Origin of the sequence: Vibrio sp. SCSIO 43086 (genome assembly GCF_051132235.1) — a bacterium.
In the GTDB taxonomy this organism is placed as follows: domain Bacteria; phylum Pseudomonadota; class Gammaproteobacteria; order Enterobacterales; family Vibrionaceae; genus Vibrio; species Vibrio diabolicus.
In genome coordinates this window covers 1,024,135-1,041,241 of sequence record NZ_CP072678.1, presented here as the reverse complement: position 1 = coordinate 1,041,241, position 17,107 = coordinate 1,024,135, and the positions used below count along the sequence as shown (strand labels likewise).

17 protein-coding genes are annotated in these 17,107 nt (G+C 47.6%); 9 read left to right on the top strand and 8 right to left on the bottom strand.

From position 1 onward, the window contains the following. Nucleotides 1-6 precede the first annotated feature (6 nt). A complete protein-coding gene (locus tag J8Z23_RS20875) occupies nucleotides 7-1,854 on the bottom strand; it encodes a M3 family metallopeptidase (RefSeq protein WP_301658081.1) in 1,848 nt (615 codons plus the stop codon). A gap of 283 nt (nucleotides 1,855-2,137) precedes the next feature. Here J8Z23_RS20875 and J8Z23_RS20870 point away from each other — a divergent pair, with 283 nt between their 5' ends. After that, nucleotides 2,138-2,500 carry a hypothetical protein gene (locus J8Z23_RS20870; RefSeq protein WP_047009761.1) on the top strand — a complete coding sequence of 121 codons (363 nt, stop codon included), beginning with the start codon at nucleotides 2,138-2,140 and terminating at the stop codon, nucleotides 2,498-2,500. 69 nt (nucleotides 2,501-2,569) lie between these two features. On the opposite strand, the gene J8Z23_RS20865 is transcribed toward J8Z23_RS20870, so the two are convergent. Then, nucleotides 2,570-2,743, bottom strand: coding sequence for a hypothetical protein (locus tag J8Z23_RS20865; RefSeq protein WP_005391896.1), 174 nt, complete (start codon nucleotides 2,741-2,743; stop codon nucleotides 2,570-2,572). Nucleotides 2,744-2,977: 234 nt separating this feature from the next. Between J8Z23_RS20865 and J8Z23_RS20860 the strand changes: the two genes are divergently transcribed. The 3 genes from J8Z23_RS20860 (at nucleotide 2,978) to J8Z23_RS20850 (ending at nucleotide 6,784) form a co-directional block, all read left to right on the top strand. Next, on the top strand, nucleotides 2,978-4,120 hold the full coding sequence (locus J8Z23_RS20860; protein ID WP_434635319.1) for a sugar diacid recognition domain-containing protein: 1,143 nt from the start codon (nucleotides 2,978-2,980) through the stop codon (nucleotides 4,118-4,120). Between the two features lie 158 nt (nucleotides 4,121-4,278). Beyond that, entirely contained in the window at nucleotides 4,279-5,631 is a 1,353-nt protein-coding gene (locus tag J8Z23_RS20855; RefSeq protein WP_023584364.1) for a GntP family permease, read from the top strand. A 16-nt stretch (nucleotides 5,632-5,647) separates the two neighbouring features. Continuing rightward, a complete protein-coding gene (locus tag J8Z23_RS20850) occupies nucleotides 5,648-6,784 on the top strand; it encodes a glycerate kinase (RefSeq protein ID WP_434635318.1) in 1,137 nt (378 codons plus the stop codon). Nucleotides 6,785-6,880: 96 nt separating this feature from the next. On the opposite strand, the gene J8Z23_RS20845 is transcribed toward J8Z23_RS20850, so the two are convergent. After that, nucleotides 6,881-8,317, bottom strand: coding sequence for a PLP-dependent aminotransferase family protein (locus J8Z23_RS20845; protein ID WP_301580429.1), 1,437 nt, complete (start codon nucleotides 8,315-8,317; stop codon nucleotides 6,881-6,883). 92 nt (nucleotides 8,318-8,409) lie between these two features. Between J8Z23_RS20845 and J8Z23_RS20840 the strand changes: the two genes are divergently transcribed. The 3 genes from J8Z23_RS20840 (at nucleotide 8,410) to J8Z23_RS20830 (ending at nucleotide 10,427) form a co-directional block, all read left to right on the top strand. After that, complete coding sequence (locus tag J8Z23_RS20840; protein WP_152813794.1) at nucleotides 8,410-9,309, top strand: DMT family transporter; 900 nt, start codon at nucleotides 8,410-8,412, stop codon at nucleotides 9,307-9,309. A 67-nt stretch (nucleotides 9,310-9,376) separates the two neighbouring features. After that, on the top strand, nucleotides 9,377-9,661 hold the full coding sequence (locus J8Z23_RS20835; protein ID WP_046875577.1) for a hypothetical protein: 285 nt from the start codon (nucleotides 9,377-9,379) through the stop codon (nucleotides 9,659-9,661). Between the two features lie 238 nt (nucleotides 9,662-9,899). Continuing rightward, nucleotides 9,900-10,427, top strand: a complete 528-nt coding sequence (locus J8Z23_RS20830; protein ID WP_005391876.1) for a hypothetical protein — start codon at nucleotides 9,900-9,902, stop codon at nucleotides 10,425-10,427. Here the strand turns inward: J8Z23_RS20830 and J8Z23_RS20825 are convergent. The 5 genes from J8Z23_RS20825 to J8Z23_RS20805 form a co-directional block, all read right to left on the bottom strand. Next, nucleotides 10,411-10,923, bottom strand: a complete 513-nt coding sequence (locus J8Z23_RS20825; RefSeq protein WP_074190229.1) for a GNAT family N-acetyltransferase — start codon at nucleotides 10,921-10,923, stop codon at nucleotides 10,411-10,413. The genes J8Z23_RS20830 and J8Z23_RS20825 overlap by 17 nt on opposite strands. Nucleotides 10,924-10,956: 33 nt before the next feature. Next, nucleotides 10,957-11,424 (bottom strand): HAD family hydrolase, encoded by a 468-nt coding sequence (locus J8Z23_RS20820; protein ID WP_104972190.1) that lies wholly within the window; start codon nucleotides 11,422-11,424, stop codon nucleotides 10,957-10,959. 118 nt (nucleotides 11,425-11,542) lie between these two features. Then, a complete protein-coding gene (locus J8Z23_RS20815; protein WP_301660015.1) occupies nucleotides 11,543-12,013 on the bottom strand; it encodes a GNAT family N-acetyltransferase in 471 nt (156 codons plus the stop codon). Between the two features lies 1 nt (nucleotide 12,014). Continuing rightward, on the bottom strand, nucleotides 12,015-12,746 hold the full coding sequence (locus J8Z23_RS20810) for a glucose 1-dehydrogenase (protein WP_006740993.1): 732 nt from the start codon (nucleotides 12,744-12,746) through the stop codon (nucleotides 12,015-12,017). 9 nt (nucleotides 12,747-12,755) lie between these two features. Further along, nucleotides 12,756-13,271 (bottom strand): GNAT family N-acetyltransferase, encoded by a 516-nt coding sequence (locus J8Z23_RS20805; RefSeq protein WP_256936786.1) that lies wholly within the window; start codon nucleotides 13,269-13,271, stop codon nucleotides 12,756-12,758. A gap of 270 nt (nucleotides 13,272-13,541) precedes the next feature. Between J8Z23_RS20805 and J8Z23_RS20800 the strand changes: the two genes are divergently transcribed. Both J8Z23_RS20800 and J8Z23_RS20795 read left to right on the top strand, forming a co-directional pair. Beyond that, nucleotides 13,542-14,636: a NapC/NirT family cytochrome c gene (locus J8Z23_RS20800; RefSeq protein WP_005391870.1), complete on the top strand. Its 1,095-nt coding sequence runs from the start codon at nucleotides 13,542-13,544 to the stop codon at nucleotides 14,634-14,636. A 22-nt stretch (nucleotides 14,637-14,658) separates the two neighbouring features. After that, complete coding sequence (locus tag J8Z23_RS20795) at nucleotides 14,659-17,106, top strand: trimethylamine-N-oxide reductase 2 (RefSeq protein ID WP_301660013.1); 2,448 nt, start codon at nucleotides 14,659-14,661, stop codon at nucleotides 17,104-17,106. Nucleotide 17,107 lies beyond the last annotated feature (1 nt).

Here is a 17,107-nt window from a genome sequence, read left to right as displayed (position 1 = left end):
GGCGTGTTATCGACCGTAAGTCTCTACGATGTAACGTTCAAAATCGTCACACATTTGTTCGTCAGAGATGACGTTGCTTGCCAGTTCTTTACTGCCGTCGACGACTTTAATCGTCGCGTTCAGTGAAGCAACTGGTGCTCGTTCTCGTGTTGCAAGTAAGTCGATTTTCTTCTGCTGTACTTCCCACGCTTGCTCTGGCGATAGATTACATACATCTGCCAAGTACTTAGCATTGAACCCCTCGCCAGTCAGGCTGAAAATGGTTTCGTTGTGTGACAAATGATTGCCTGCGTGCCAGTAGTGTTTTGCCAGCAGTGGGCCAATTTCTGGGTTATCCGTCAGGTAACCAAACTTCTCAAGGAAGTATGCACGGGTCTGATACACCGCCATGTGCGCGAGTAGGTAACCTTGATATGCACAAGCCGCTTCGTCGGATAGCAAATGTGGAATCGCCATCAGTGGGCGAGGGCTGCATTCCAAACCAAGGATCTGTTTTTCACAATCGCGAGCCAGCTTAGTGATGCGCTCTGGCGTTAACTCGTCATCGCTAAGTTGATATAACGCGCGTTCAAAGTACGGCACAACCAAGATGCTACGTTCTTCATAAGCTTTGAATGGCTGACGACTGTTGATCATCGCTTGAATGATCTCATCAGGAACCGGATTCCCTTCATCATCCAATGCGTATTGTTTTAGCCAATCGGCATCGGTTAACAGGCTGTCACAGAACATCGACTGAGTTTCTGCATAAGCCATTGAAGTCGGCGCAAACTCCTGCGAAAAACAAGGCGCGTTCATTTTTACGTTCGCAAAGTGTGCTGCGTGACCACCTTCGTGGAACAGCGTGTTTATGCCATCGTAGCCGCTGCCCACTTGGTCTGGTTTGGCATTGCTGGTGAAGTTCACCTGTGCTGCGACCCATTCGCCTTGATTGTAGAATGAAGGGATAGGGCCGTGGCAGAACCCGTTCGGGTACTTACCTTTGCGGTCTAACAAATCCAGCGTTAGCGTCGCGCCAGAGTAATCAATATTCAGACGACCAAACGACTCAACCCAGCGTCTCAGAGATTTTGAGAACGGCACGTATGGGTCAAGGTCACGCATGACGTCACCCGCGAACGAGTAAACAAAGTTGAAGCCTGTTAGCGCGCTTGCGCCTTTCTCTTTCGCCAAGTTTTCTAAGCTGTTTAGGTGCGCATCTCGCGTGCGTTGTTCGAAATCTTCCAAAATCTCAAACAGCTGCTCAGAGCTCATCTTTTCCGTTTTTTGCACGGAGTAATCAAAGAAGGTCGCATAACCAAGTGAGCGAGCGAACTGGTTGCGCAGTTTGATCAGTTCTATAAAGCCGTTTTGCAGTAGCCATTGTTCAAGGTTCAACAACGCTTGATGAGCCGATTGGCGAACTTCTTCATGATTGTTGGTGCGAATGGTTGAGCTCAATACTGGCAGTGAACCTTCCACTTGCTCGCCGTTTTCATCGGTAAACGTTTGTACGTGGTTCTGTTTTTTCTCGAACAGCTCAGCTTCAAAGGCAATGAGCTGATTTTTCAACGCTTGTGCCTTTTCGCCCTCGATTGCGTGAGATTCAAACATCGCTAGCCAACCAGAAAGACCCGTAATGGTTTGCTGTTTCTCTTGTGGGTCGGTAATTGATTCCGCGGCTTCAAGCTGTTGTTTTATGGCAGTAATTTGCTCGGCGTTGCTTAAAAAGCTTGTCCATGCGGTTTGTGCTTGCGTCGAGCCATCATGGTCATCGCTGATCCCCATGTAAGTTTCCCAAAAGAAATCTTCTTTGGTGCGGTGAATTGCGAGGTAACGTTGATTGAGGTCGTTGAGATAATCCGTTGCGGTCATTTTGATCCTTCAAATGGTTGGGAGTAGACCCCTAATTATTGCACGCTTGTTGATAATAAAGGAGGGACAAATTAATTTGCTGGTAGTGTACTGCGTAAACGTGATTTTACTATTTGTTTACATTTTAATGAGTTAGCAAGAGTTGTTATGAGTTCGGAGTGCGCAGTGTTAAGACTGGCACGGATTTTACAGTTCATCAGGTAATTAATCTGCGAGGCGCTCTCGATGATCTTTGTCATGTGTAATAATATTTCTATATCGCGGCAGTACATATGGAAACGATATGATAAATAAGACAAAAGTTACGCTATTGGCGCTAGGTACGATTTTGGTTGGATGCTCTTCAGTCACGCCGCCAAGAAATGATGCGGTTGAGAACATTCAACAAAAGTGCTCCGTAATTTTAAGCAGTGATGTTTCAGGTGAACAGCGCTGGCAGACATACAACGGCTTGCTTGTAGAATATGCTGTGCATGGCATTAAAACTCAGGCGCAGTTAGAACGCTTTGAAGCGTTTGTGCAGCGAGTACAAAATGATGAATCTGGACAGTTAGTTACCGAGCTGATTGAAGTCACCGATTGGGGATGCTCAAACGGCAATTATCTTGAAGAGATGGGCTTGTTTATTCAAGAAGTTCAAAAGTAAAAAACCGAGCGTTAAGTCGCTCGGTTTTTCTGTTTATGGAGCGCTTTGTGCGCTGGCCCGTCAGGACGTTTACTCCTCTGGGTACTCGCCCATACCTTGCGTTTTACCTTCCGCTTTCCAATGCTCACCGGGGTCAAATGCTTCATCGCATAAATCTACGGTGTAGCCCATTTCTGTGATTTCCTTCAAAGTGAGATTATCTGCAATTTTTGCGACTTCACCCGATTTATTACGTAATTCCATGTTGTTTCCTCCTCTGTAGGTAGACGAGCGGTATCGGTGCACAGTGACGAATGCATCGGTGACCTTTGTTCTAAGTATATAACTCTCAGCTCAAAATGAGGGTTTAATCCATTTTTATCGTGTGGTTAATTGAGTAATGCTTTGAGCTGCTTCAGTTATTTTTAACTGCATCATCGCGACAGTTGGCTATTTGTGATTTATTGAATGATTAAATTGTCAATCTGGAAAATCGAAATGGTTATTCTCGACCACTCCCTAGCACAGCAAATTGTCGATCGAACCATGTCCATCATTGGTCACAACGTAAATGTGATGAACTCAGCAGGCATCATCATTGGCAGTGGCGATCCCAAACGCGTTGGGCAAGTGCATGATGGCGCGGTATTGGCGTTGAATCACGGTGATTCGCTAGAGCTGAATGAGCAGCAATGTTTGACGTTGCAGGGTGTCAAACCCGGAATCAATATGCTGTTGAAATTGCATGGAGACGTGGTCGGTATTGTTGGTGTGACAGGCGAGCCCGAGAAAATTCGAGATTTCGCCAAACTGGTCAAAATGACCGCTGAATTGACAATCGAGCAAGCCGCGCTGGTGGAAAAATTTCAGTGGGACAGACGTCATCGCGAAGAGTTTATTCTGGCTTGGATCAATGGCAAATTGACCGATGAAGAGCTGAAAGATTGGGCGATGCGTCTTTCTATCGATGTGACTCAACCAAGAGTGGCAACGGTGATTGAAGTCTCGACGCCGTCCGCTTCAAAAAGCATGAAGAGCGTGCGCAATATTGTTGAGCTGCTTGAATATCCGGAGCGTAACAACCTGGTTGCGATTGTCTCGGTGAATGAAATTGTGGTGTTGAAACCGTGTCATTCCGCCAAGCAGTGGGATAGCCAAGTTGAAAGTGAGCGCATTGATAAGTTGATGTCGCGTTTAAGCGATCACGATTCGCATACGTTTCACATTGCGCTAGGGCAGCTGTTTAATGAACCTAAAGATGTCGCGTTGTCATACCAAAGCGCGAAGCAGGTATTAGCCATTGGCAAGCAGTTCTACCCAGAGAAACGTAAGTACCTGTTCGATGAACTTCGTTTGCCTGTGCTGTTGGCGCCGTTGGCGGATATTTGGCAAGGTGAACAAATTATTGATGGCGTGAAACGGTTGAAAGAGAAAGACAAATCCGGGCAATTATTGAAAACCCTAGATGCGTTGTTTGAATGCAATGGCAATGTAACAGAATGCTCTAAAATGCTGTTTATTCACCGGAACACTCTGCGCTATCGGTTAGAAAAAATCACCGATATAACAGGGCTGCCAACCACCAATTTTGTGGGGTTAGCGGAGCTTTATATTGCGACTCGGCTCTCAAAAATGGCGTGATATTGTGCATTTGCACAATACGCGTCATTTTTTGACCACATCATTTGTCACTCCGCCTAAAGGAATTCGAAAGCAAACGATTAATAATTCATGCGTCCCTACATGTTGAGTGAGCCAACACGTACTCGCTCAGCAAAATAAGAATAAATGGAGTTATCATGAACCTTATATTAATCCTGCTCGGGGTGATCGCATTTATTGTGCTCACGACCACCAAATTCAAATTACATCCCTTTTTAGCGCTGATCATCGCGGCGTTCCTTGCGGCATTTGCTTACGGCTTACCGGCAGATAGCATTGCCAAAACCATTGCTTCTGGCTTTGGCGGCATCCTTGGTTACATTGGCTTGGTTATCGTTTTAGGTACCATCATCGGTGTTATTTTGGAAAAAAGTGGTGCGGCGATCACCATGGCCGATACGGTCATCAAAGTGTTGGGTGAGCGTTTCCCAACATTGACCATGAGCATCATCGGTTACATCGTTTCTGTTCCGGTATTTTGTGATTCAGGCTTTGTCATTCTGAACTCGCTAAAAGAATCACTCGCGAAGCGTTTAAAAACCTCAAGCGTTGCGATGAGTGTGGCGTTGGCAACTGGCCTATACGCAACGCATACGTTTGTGCCGCCAACTCCTGGCCCGATTGCCGCTGCGGGTAACTTAGGCCTGGAATCTAACCTTGGTTTAGTGATTGGTGTGGGTGTGTTTGTTGCAGCGGTTGCGGCGCTAGCAGGTATGTTGTGGGCGAACCGATTCCAACATGTTGAACCAGATGGCATTGAAGCCGAAGATGAAATTCAGCATGACTGGCAAGCACTCAAAGCGTCTTACGGCAAATTGCCAACGGCGAGCCAAGCATTCGCTCCTATTTTTGTTCCAATCTTATTGATCTGTTTTGGCTCTATCGCGAAATTCCCAAGCCTACCGCTGGGCGAAGGTTTTGTGTTTGATGTTCTGACTTTCTTAGGACAGCCACTAACGGCATTGGTGATTGGCCTGTTCCTTTCTGTTCGCTTACTCAAGTCAGACAACAAGATTGAAGAATTTGGCGAGCGAATCAGCCAAGGTATTACGGCTGCTGCGCCTATTCTTTTGATTACCGGTGCGGGTGGCGCATTTGGCGCGGTATTAAAAGCAACGCCGCTAGGTGAATACTTGGGTACGACGCTATCGGCGCTGGGCGTGGGTATTTTCATGCCATTTATCGTTGCGGCTGCGCTAAAATCGGCACAAGGTTCGTCAACGGTTGCGCTGGTGACCACATCGGCTTTGGTTGCGCCTATGCTTACGCAATTGGGGCTAGATTCAGAAATGGGCCGCGTATTAACGGTGATGGCGATCGGTGCAGGTGCGATGACGGTTTCTCATGCAAACGACAGCTTCTTCTGGGTAGTGTCGCAGTTTAGCCGCATGTCAGTGGGCTTAGCCTACCGCGCGCAAACCATGGCTACGCTCGTTCAAGGTGTCACGGCAATGGCATTGGTGTACATTTTGAGTCTCGTTCTCTTATAAGTCTCTGGAAATACGTATGAAAGTGGTAATTGCACCTGATTCATTTAAAGAAAGCTTAACCGCCAAACAAGTGAGCGAGGCGATCAAAACGGGTCTTGCTCGCGTATGGCATGATGCCGAGTTTGTTACGGTTCCGGTCGCAGACGGTGGCGAAGGCACGGTTCAATCTTTGATAGATGCAACTCAAGGCGAACAAGTCTTCACAACGGTGACCGCGCCATTAGGGAATGATGTTGAAGCGTTTTATGGCATCCTCGGTGATGGCGAAACCGCGGTTATTGAAATGGCGGAGGCCAGTGGGCTGCACCTTGTACCGAGTGACGCTCGCGACCCAAAACTGACCAGCAGCATCGGTACCGGACAGCTGATCAAACACGCGCTAGACCGCGGTATTCAACGCTTAATCATTGGTTTGGGCGGCAGCGCTACTAATGATGGTGGCGTGGGCATGTTGACCGCGTTGGGGGTAACGTTTCTTGATGAATTTGGCCATGCAATTTCCCCAAATGGAGGCGGGTTAGCGGCGCTTGCCTCCATCGATATTTCTGGTCTTGACCCACGCTTAGCTGCTTGCGAAGTGTTGGTAGCGTGCGATGTTGATAACCCACTCTGTGGCGACAAAGGCGCGTCGGCTATCTTTGGCCCGCAAAAGGGAGCGACGACGTCAGACGTCACTCTGCTCGATAACGCATTGCGCAAGTTTGGCGAGTTGACGGAACAAGCGACGGGTAAGCATGTACTGACTCGTGAAGGGGCGGGCGCTGCTGGTGGTATGGGGGCGGCCTTGCTCGGATACACGCCAGCACGTTTGCAACCGGGAATTGAGATTGTGCTTGAAACGGTCAAGCTTGCTCAGCATGTTGCGGATGCGGATATTGTATTCACAGGCGAGGGTCGAATCGATCATCAAACCGCACATGGCAAAACGCCGATGGGCGTTGCTCAGGTGGCCAAGCAGTTTGATTTACCAGTCGTTGCATTGGCTGGTTGTGTGGGCGATAACTATCAGGCGGTCTATGAATGCGGTATTGATGCGGTGTTTGTTTGTGTACCAAGGGCGATGAGCTTATCTGAGGCCATGAAAGAGGCCGACGTCAACGTTGCCAATTTAGCCGAAAACGTCGCGAGAATGTGGCGAATTAAGTCGCACTGAGGGCGATGACGATACGAAAAAACTCCACCTTTGCGTGGAGTTTTTTGTTGTTACCTGTTTGCGTATGCGGGCATAAGTTCATTTAGCAAGAGCGAGTTAACGAACATGCTTTGCTATCAACTTTGCCAGTGTTTGCATCGCGTGACTCCAATCGGTTTCACTACCAAAGTTTGCCACGCTGAGGCGCACGCAATGTCGATATTGCCCTTGAGTGCCAAATACGGTACCGGGAAGTAGGCTGATTCTGTGTTGATTACACGCTTGATACAACGCATAGCTGTCCGTTTCTTTGGGCAGGCGCAACCAAAGCAAGAACGAACCTTGCACGGCGTTGATCTGGTATCGATTTTTTAGAGATTCGTATTCATCCAAGTATTGATGAAGCATCTGGATAAATCGGCGCATGTTGTTTTGATAAACCCGACCCATTCGCGAAGTATGCGTTCGATACTTACCGGACGTTAGAAACGTTGCCACGGCTGATTGCATTAGGTTCAAACTGCCCATGTTTTCACACAGTAGATATTGCTCAATTTGATCTCGATATCGCCCCGCTAACATCCAACCAATTCTCAAACGCGAATCGAGCGTTTTGGATAACGAATTCACGTAAATTACGCGTTGCTTGTCATCGAGCAACCTCAAGCTTGGCAAAGGCTTGTTATAACTTAACCCGCCAAACACATCGTCTTCGATAATAGGAATATTGCCAGACGCCAATAGCAATTGCCGGCGCTTTTCTAGCGGCATCATGGCACCAGTTGGGTTGGTGAAGTTTGGCGTTACGATGATCGCTTTTATGTCCCATGTCGCCATTGCTTTTGCTAAGGCTTCGGGGCACATACCGTCTCGTGGGCAACTCGGAATTTCCACCGCTTTGAGGCCGAGTGATTCGAGCATCAATAAGTTGCCAAAATAGCAAGGGGACTCCACCGCGACAATATCGCCTTTTTGTGTCGTTGCGCGCAGCGCTAGGCTAATTGCTTGTTGCGCGCCGTGCGTCACCATGATCTCATCCAACTTGGCTGGCGTGCCCAAATCTTGCGTGATTTTCGCCAGTTGTTTGATTAAGAGGTGATCACCGGGTGGTAATTGGTAATGGCTCGGTACATGCGTTTGCTGGCGGCTGTGGCGGCCAATCTCGGCGTACAAGCTTTTGATCGCGGGGGAGTCAATATTTGGGTGGGCAGAGCCTGCGGGCAAACGCTCTTGGTATTCAGGGTACGTGAGGATTTCTTTGCAGATCGAGAGCAAATCCACGCGAGTCGGATCCGGAATTGAGCGAGAAGTCGGCAAGGCGACTTTAACTCGATAACCCGATTTGGGAACCGAGTAAACCAAGTTTTGCGCTTCCAACTCTTGATACGCACGAATCACGGTGTTTTTGCTGACGCTTAATTCTTGGCTCAATGAGCGAATGGAGGGTAGTCGATCATCCACTTGGTAAACGCCACCATTGATGGCTTGTTTAAGGTGCTTTTCCACTACGAGGTACTTATTCCCTTCACCGCTTTCCAATAAATCTGTACCCATAAAAATACTTCCATCTGTCACTTTTTGAAAACACTGTACCTAATTACATTAACAGTATCTCAAAACATAAAACAAGCGTGAGTGAGGCGATCATGTTAATCCGAGCCATCCCTTTTGTATTTGTCATCCTTTGGGCTTCTGGATTTGTTGGTGCGCGTTTTGGTTTGCAGTATGCCGAGCCAGCGACACTACTTTCTATCCGTATGGCATTCAATGTCTTACTGTTTTTGGTTCTTGTGGCGGTATTGCGTAGAAGGTTGCCGACAGGAAGCGATTTCTGGCACAGCTGTGTGGTGGGTGTGTTGATCCATGGCTTCTATTTAGGCGGCACTTATTTCGCTATTGATTTGGGTATGCCTGCCGGGCTGAGTTCGTTGTTGGTGGGCATTCAGCCGATTTTAACCGCGGCTTTGCTGGTGGTGTTTGTTCGTGAGGAATTTAAACCCTCGCAATGGCTGGGTTTGGCTCTTGGCTTTGTCGGCATCGCTATGGTGCTGATGGGAAACATGGAGTGGCAGTCTGAGCAACATAAGTTCTTAGCCATTGGAGTCTGTTTACTGTCTTTGGTTGGTATCACGTTAGGGACGCTGTATCAGAAAAAACATTGCCAACAGGTGGATATGGTTGGTGGTGCGACGGTGCAATATTTGGCCGCACTCATCATGTTTTTGCCTGTTGCGATGCAGTTTGAAACCATGCAAGTTCAGTGGGAACTGGAGTTTATTTTAACCGTCTTGTGGTTGGTCGTCGTGCTCTCTTGTGTGGCTATCCTACTGCTGCTGTACATGGTGAGAAATGGCGCGTCTTCGAGTGTGGCGTCTGTGTTTTACCTAGTGCCGCCAACAACCGCGATTCAAGCTTGGCTCGCGTTTGGTGAGTCGTTTGATTGGATGGGCATTTCTGGCTTTGCATTGGCGGCCACGGCGGTCTATCTAGTGGTTAAAAAGCCAGAGCTGACGATAAAAAAATCGGTTCAAACAGAATATACCTAAATTGGGTAGGGACATTCACGTGCCAGTGAGTACAATTCTGCTTCATCTTAATCCGTGGAGCAGAGTGATGACGGCAAAGCCAGACCGAATGACCGCGATGCGTAATATCATCGAGCAAGTAAAAGCTGAACTACCGATTTACGAACCGGAAACCTTTGTGTGTGGGCCGGAAGGGCAGTGCATCGGTTGTCCAAAGAAATTATTAGAAATGGTCGATTCAGAGGTTACTTATTGGGAGTCGGCAATGGAGCGGGGTGTGATTCCGCAGTTTGATGAGATCCGTCGTTTCGGGAAGATGTGCACTAACGTACGTCGCGGACTTGTTCGTAATAACGTTCCACTACTCGGGTAATCTACTTCAGTAAATAAGTGATTGATAAATAAAGTCCTAAAATTGACACATAAATGTGTGCGTTTGCATAGTAACTTGGCGAGCGGTCTCAACTTTGGCCCATGACTCTTGTTTGTCATCTACTAGGGCTTTAAACGTTTTAAATCAGCGATATATTGGCAAGGTCTCACATGGATGTGAGGCAAACGACCATTCATTCTGCTGAGATAAAAAAGTGAGATTAAAGGGATTTACTCTGATGGAAATCACCATAGTGCTCGCCACTTTGGCTTTCATCGCTTTGGCTGCGTTGCCAACACTACTCCACATTCATCGCCAAGCCTATGCGTCGATGTTACACAGTTCCAATTCGTCATTGGGTACCGCGCTTAAATTTTTTAACGCCCGAGTGGTGATAGACAATGCTGCCGAGCAAAACCAAGTCCACTATATTGATAGGAACGTAAAAACCTTAAGTGGTATGCCAGAAGCGAGCGCCAATAGCATTGGCGCGTTATTAGAAATCGATTTGCCGCAGAGTGGCGTGTCCAAAATTGATGTTCCCTGCAAAGGCAGTGACTTTTGTATTATTGGTCAGCAACACCCAAATAGTACCCACTTTGTGTCTATTCCCGATTATCAATTTGTCGACCAGTCAGGTCTTGATCGGGTGGTGTACATTTGGCCGCAAGGGTATACCTTGGCAGAAGAGGCATGCTATTTCTATTATGTAAATCAAGCATCCACAGAGTCTATCGTCCGAGGGCACGTTACTGAGGGTTGTTAGGCGCGCTTAACATCATCTTCTGACTCATCAACACTTCGCCATTGGGGAGAGTGACTTCTCCTAGTTCACCATGGTGCTCAAATCCAAATCGCTCGTACAACGCTATCGCGGCAAGGTTGTCCTTATAAACATTAAGTACAATGGTGTCGTAACCATATTCCCAGGCACTTTTAAGTGCGACAGACAATAGCTGCTTACCTAGCCCTTTTCCTCTGAATGTTCTATCAATATGAATACCTAAAATGCCTGTGCTAGTGAGTTGACCACCTTCATAACCGCACAGTTCGGCAGGAAAAATCTCTACACTACCAATCAGAACGTGATGGTCCAAAGCAACAAATTGAGGAATCGATTCAAGTTCTACGCGACGTAAAATATTGGTCAGGGTGTCTTTATCTGGAGCCGGACTGCGCAGGTATTTACCTTCGGCATAGACTCGGTTCCACAGTTCGGTAAAGCGCTCGATATCGCTTACCTGGATGGGTCTAATTTGCATTCATCTTCCTTGATTAGTGCAGGTTAGTGATGGTTAAGGTACGAGTTCAGATAAACAGCGAATTTGATTCGGAATGGGATCGGCTGGCGCATTGGCTCCTGTTGGATTAAACCAAATCGTATTTACGCCAGCTTGCATTGCAGGGTAAATGTCTTTATGGGGCAAGTCGCCAACCATGGTTAACTCACTCACGTTGACCCCTAGCTGTTTTGCGATAGCAAGATAAAACTCAGGTTGGTTTTTAGCGATGCCGAGATTGGCAAAACAAAAGTAGCCATTTAAGTGCTGGTCTAAGTCGACGCGGACGAACGCACGCTGAACCTCTTCCATGTTGGAATCAGACGCACTGGTCGCGATGTAAATAGCATGATTTTGGGAAAGTGTTGCCAGTGTTTCTTTGGCCAGAGGAATCGTTTCTACGTGTTCCCAATCGCACATTTTTCCTTGTGCGTGAGGGAAATCCACCATTAAGGTGTTCCCCCAATCGAAAAGATAAATCATGTTCGAATCTCCTTTATCCGCACATCATATCGTCTTTTCTAAAATCAGGGGATAAATTGCATCGATAAATGCGATTTAGGTGGCTTTAGTCGTGAAAAGCGCTTAATTGTCGTTATCGTTACAAATGTTTCTGCATAATGCGTGAGTTAGTTTTAAAACCTTGCTTGTCGTAAAACCGCTGTGCTGGTTGATTGAATTCCATCACTTCTAATCGAACTTGTGTAGCATTGGCATCGCGCGCCCATTGCTCACAGGCCTCAAGTAGTTGGCGACCGATACCCTGCTGCTTTTGTTCTTCATTGACGACAATCGTTCCTACTCGACAAATTGGATCTTTGATCAGAAAGCTGACGGTTTCATTCTGAGTGATCATCGCGGTTAAAAAGCCGACTACCTCCTTTTCATGTTCTGCGACTAAAAACAAGCGTTCATCATTCTCGAGAGCCTGAATTAGGAACGCTCGGTCGTCTTCCGAAGGCGCTACAAAAGCTTCAGGCGCGTTGGCAAAATGCAGTGCGTTAATTTGTAGGTTTAATTCAAAAATTGCATCCAAATCGTCAGGAGTTGCTTGTCGAATGTTGACTTCCATTTTACTTACCGCCCGAAAGATCGATAAAAGAGCCTGTAACATAAGAAGCTTCATCACTGAGTAGCCAAGCGATCGCATTCGCCACTTCTTCTACCGTACCGCCCCGTTTTAGTGGAATTTGAGGGCTGAGTCTATCCACTCGGTTTGGTTCTCCACCATCGGCGTGCATATCGGTGTAAATGAAACCAGGTCGAACGCCATTGACGCGAATATTTCGGTCTGCCAATTCAAGCGATAGCCCTTTGGTTAAGGTATCCATTGCGCCTTTTGATGTGGCGTAATCGACATATTCAAATGGCGCGCCTGAGCGTGATGCCCCGGAAGAAACGTTCACAATTGCGCCACCAGTACTGAATCGCTTCGCCGCTTCTCTACAACAGAGAAAGCAGCTATTCACATTAGTGTTCATTACTTTCTGAAAGCGTTCCAAGCTGATTTCCGCCAACGGTGACTGAGTAAATAGAATGCCAACGTTGTTGACCAAATGGGTGACTGAGCCTAGTGCGTTTTCTGTTGCATCGAAAAGATTGAGCACTTGTTGCTCGTCCGATACATCTGCTTGAACGGCGATCGCTTTTCCGCCATTTGCTTGTATATCTCTGACCACTTGGTGAGCTGCTTCACTTTGCGCACGGTAATTAACACACACGGCATAGCCTTGCTCGGCCAGTTTTTTCGCTGTTGCGGCTCCAATGCCTCGGCTTGCGCCAGTAACGATGACTACTTTATTCAAAATACATCCTTATTTTTGTAGTGAGTAGATTTTGTCGGCGTAACGCTTGTCGCCAATTTGGTATGCGTCAGGAATGACTTCAGATAGCTCGAATCCGCACTTCATGAGAACACGCTCTGAAGCAATATTCCCTTCAGTGACCGTAGCGGAAAAGCGGTCGATGTCATGTGTTGCTCTCGCCCAATTTAGAAGCGCTTGAAGGGTTTCTGTTCCAAACTGTCGGCCATGAAATTCAGGCAAAAGTAAGTAACCCACCTCTGCGTTACCTTCTTCAATGGCAAGGCCAGTGACGCCAATCGGTTGTTCAGATTGCTTATCGAGTATGACGAGGCAAAGCCAGTGCGGACTGTCTGGTGTCCATGGTAATAATCGCGAAGCAAATTTTTCTTTTATTTGTTTTTCGCTCGGGCGATCAAAACAGAGCTCAATGATCTCTGATTCGGAATGTAATCGCTGAAATAGTTCCCAATCGCTGGCTTCGATAGGTCTTAATTGGCTTCGGTGAGTCTCAATATAAACTGACATGCGTGTCCTTACAGCATTTATGTAGAGAGCCAGTTTCTCATCCTCTTATCTCTTTAATCAAACGGTTGCACTTACAAAAGTGATTTGTGTGGTGAATGCCTGGTTGGGTAATGAATTCTTACTGAATATTCATTTATGGGATGAAAATAACGAAATTTCATACTTGAGACACATAGAGCAACACGGAAATGATGTGGATCAAGAGAGAACTACCCATAAAGTAGTATTTTGCGATCTATAATTACATTTTATTTGGAAGTGTTGCTAATTATGTCAATAAAAAAACGATATGTTGCACTGCTGGTTGCTGCCGGCATTGGTGTGGGCTGGTTAACATTAGGTGGTACTGCAGCGGTAATGCATTACACCTCTGATACTGAGTTCTGTCTCTCGTGCCACTCTATGGAAATCCCTTACAAAGAGTACCAAGGCTCAGTGCACTTCAGTAATGCGAAAGGCATTCGTGCCGAGTGTTCTGATTGCCACATCCCACAAGAACCGATGGACTACCTGATCACGAAGATTCGTGCATCGAAAGACATCTACCATGAGTTTGTGACTGGCAAGATCGACACGCCAGAAAAATACGAAGCGCACCGCAAAGAGCTTGCGGAGATGGTGTGGGAGCAGTTCCGTGAAAACGACTCTGCAACGTGCCGTTCTTGCCACGACTTTGACGCGATGGAAGAATTTGAGCAATCTCGCGATGCAGCGAAAATGCACGAGTACGCAAAAGCGAACGATCAAACGTGTATCGATTGTCACAAAGGCGTTGCTCACTTTGCACCAGAAGCTGAGCTAGACAGCAAGGCATTTGAAACGTTGATGAGCTTCACCACAAAAACATCACCTGGTGCCAAAGTCGTTTACCCTGTGACTGAAATCGCAATGGGTGAGATGGGTAAAATTAACCCAACGACGAAGTTAGAAGTAATCAGCTCTGAAGGTGATGAGCGTACTGTTAAGTTGGACGCATTCCAAATGAAAGGCGCAGAGCAAGTGCTGTACATGGGTGAAGGTCAACGTGCCATCGTAGCAACGCTAACCGAGCAAGGTCAGCAAGCTCTTGAGGGCGGTGAGTTTAAGGCCGACGTTTACGGCAACGAATGGCGCGCAGTGTCACTAACAGGCACGATCGATTCTCCTGTTGTGGATACACTTGACCCAGTTTGGTCATACGCAGAAGAGCTAGACAACGTTTATTGTGCAACTTGTCACGCGAAAATTCCTTCAAATCACTTCACAGTGAACGCATGGGGACCAGTGGCGAAGAGTATGGGTGATCGAACAGACATCACTGCCGAAAACCTAGAAATTCTTACTAAGTTCTTCCAGCACCACGCGAAAGATGTGGTTGGTCACTAACGATAAATAGAAGGATAAGATTATGACTAATTTAACCCGTCGTGGATTTCTAAAAGGCACAGGTATGGCGGCTGGCGCCATGGCATTTACTTCTTTTGCACCTATGTCTGTTGCGTCTTCAAACCAGCGTGGCAAGGGCATTTTGACAGCGGGCCGCATGGGCCCAATGTTATGTGAAGTGAAAGATGGTAAGTTGGTTTCGACTACTAATGCTCTTCCACAAACTGTACCAAATAGTCTACAAACTACTGGGCCTGACCAAGTGCATACCAAGGCGCGTGTGAAGTACCCAATGGTACGTAAAGGCTACTTGGCAAACCCATCGTCGCCAGAAGGTGTGCGCGGTAGTGATGAGTTTGTGCGTGTGTCTTGGGATGAGGCTTACAAGCTGATCCACGAACAGCACATGCGAATTCGCAAAGAATATGGCCCAGCTTCTGTGTTTGCTGGTTCTTACGGCTGGCGTTCAAGTGGCGTGCTGCACAAAGCACAAACCTTGCTGCAACGTTACATGAGCATGGCGGGCGGCTATTCAGGCCACTTGGGTGACTACTCAACGGGTGCTGCGCAGATCATCATGCCGCACGTTGTGGGCTCTATCGAAGTGTACGAGCAACAAACCACGTACCCAGTGGTACTAGAGCACAGCGACGTGGTTGTACTTTGGGGCTTAAACCCGATCAACACCCTAAAAATCGCGTGGAGCTCAACAGACTGTGCTGGTCTTGAGTTCTTCCATCAATTAAAAAAATCAGGCAAGACGGTTATTGCGATTGACCCTATTCGTTCTGAAACCATCGAGTTCTTTGGCGAGAATGCGGAGTGGATTGCTCCTCACCCAATGACCGACGTGGCAATGATGATGGGTATCGCACACACCTTGGTGAAACAAGGTAAGCACGATAAAGCCTTCCTCGATAAATACACCGCAGGTTACGACAAGTTTGAAGCGTACCTGATGGGCGAAGAAGATGGCGTAGAAAAATCAGCAGAATGGGCATCACAAATCTGTGGCGTACCTGCGAAGCAACTTGAGCTATTGGCTGACATCTTCAGTAAAAACCGCACCATGCTGATGGCGGGTTGGGGCATGCAGCGCCAACAGTACGGTGAACAGCGTCACTGGATGCTGGTTACACTGGCAACGATGTTGGGTCAAATCGGCTTACCGGGCGGTGGTTTTGGTTTCTCTTACCACTACTCAAACGGTGGTAACCCTGCTCGTGACGCTGGCGTGCTTCCTGCGATTTCAGCATCACTGGGTGGCGGCTCTTCTGCGGGTAACGACTGGGCTGTATCTGGCGCGGTGCAAAGCTTCCCTGTGGCGCGTATTGTCGAGGCGTTGGAAAACCCAGGTCAATCCTACCATCACAACGGCCATGAACTGACGTTCCCAGATATCAAGATGATTTGGTGGGCAGGTGGTGCGAACTTTACTCACCACCAAGACACCAACCGCTTGATTAAAGCATGGCAAAAGCCTGAACTGATCGTGATTTCAGAACCTTACTGGACAGCGGCTGCGAAGCACGCGGACATCGTCCTACCAATCACCACATCGTTCGAGCGCAACGACTTAACGATGACGGGTGACTACAGTAACCAACACTTGGTGCCAATGAAGCAAGTGGTTGAGCCGCAAGGTGAAGCGCGTAATGACTTCGATGTATTCGCGGACATGGCGGAGATGCTAGCACCGGGTGGACGTGATGTGTACACCGAAGGTAAAACTGAAATGGAATGGCTGTACGGCTTCTACAAGGTGGCGCAACAAGGTGGCCGTAGCTCTCGCGTAGCAATGCCGAACTTCAGCAAGTTCTGGGAAGATAACCAACTGATCGAGATGAAGTGGAACGAGAAGAACGCACAGTTTGTTCGTTACGCGGATTTCCGTGAAGACCCGATCATGAACCCGCTAGGTACGCCAAGTGGTAAGATTGAAATCTTCTCGAAAACGATTGAAGGTTACCAGTTGGAAGACTGTCCTCCACACCCAACATGGATGGCACCAACCGAGTACACCGGCAATGCAAAAGATGGCGAGTTGCAGCTGATGACCGCGCACGCAGCGCATCGTCTACACAGCCAGTTTAACTACGCGAAGATTCGCGAAGAGTACGCAATTGCAAACCGTGAACCTATTTGGATTCACCCTGAAGATGCGAAAGCGCGTGGTATTAAAACGGGCGATCTAGTTCGTGCGTTTAACAACCGTGGCCAAGTATTGGTTGGTGCAGAAGTGACTGACCGAATCAAGCAAGGTTCAGTGTGTATTCATGAAGGCGGTTGGCCGGATTTGGATCCGAAAACCGGCATTTGTAAGAACGGCGGTTGTAACGTGTTAACGTTGGATATTCCGACCTCTCGACTTGCAAACGGCTGTGCGGCGAACTCGGCACTGGTTCGTATTGAAAAATACACTGGCCCAGAATTAGAACTAACGGCGTTTGAACCACCAAAAAATGGCTAGA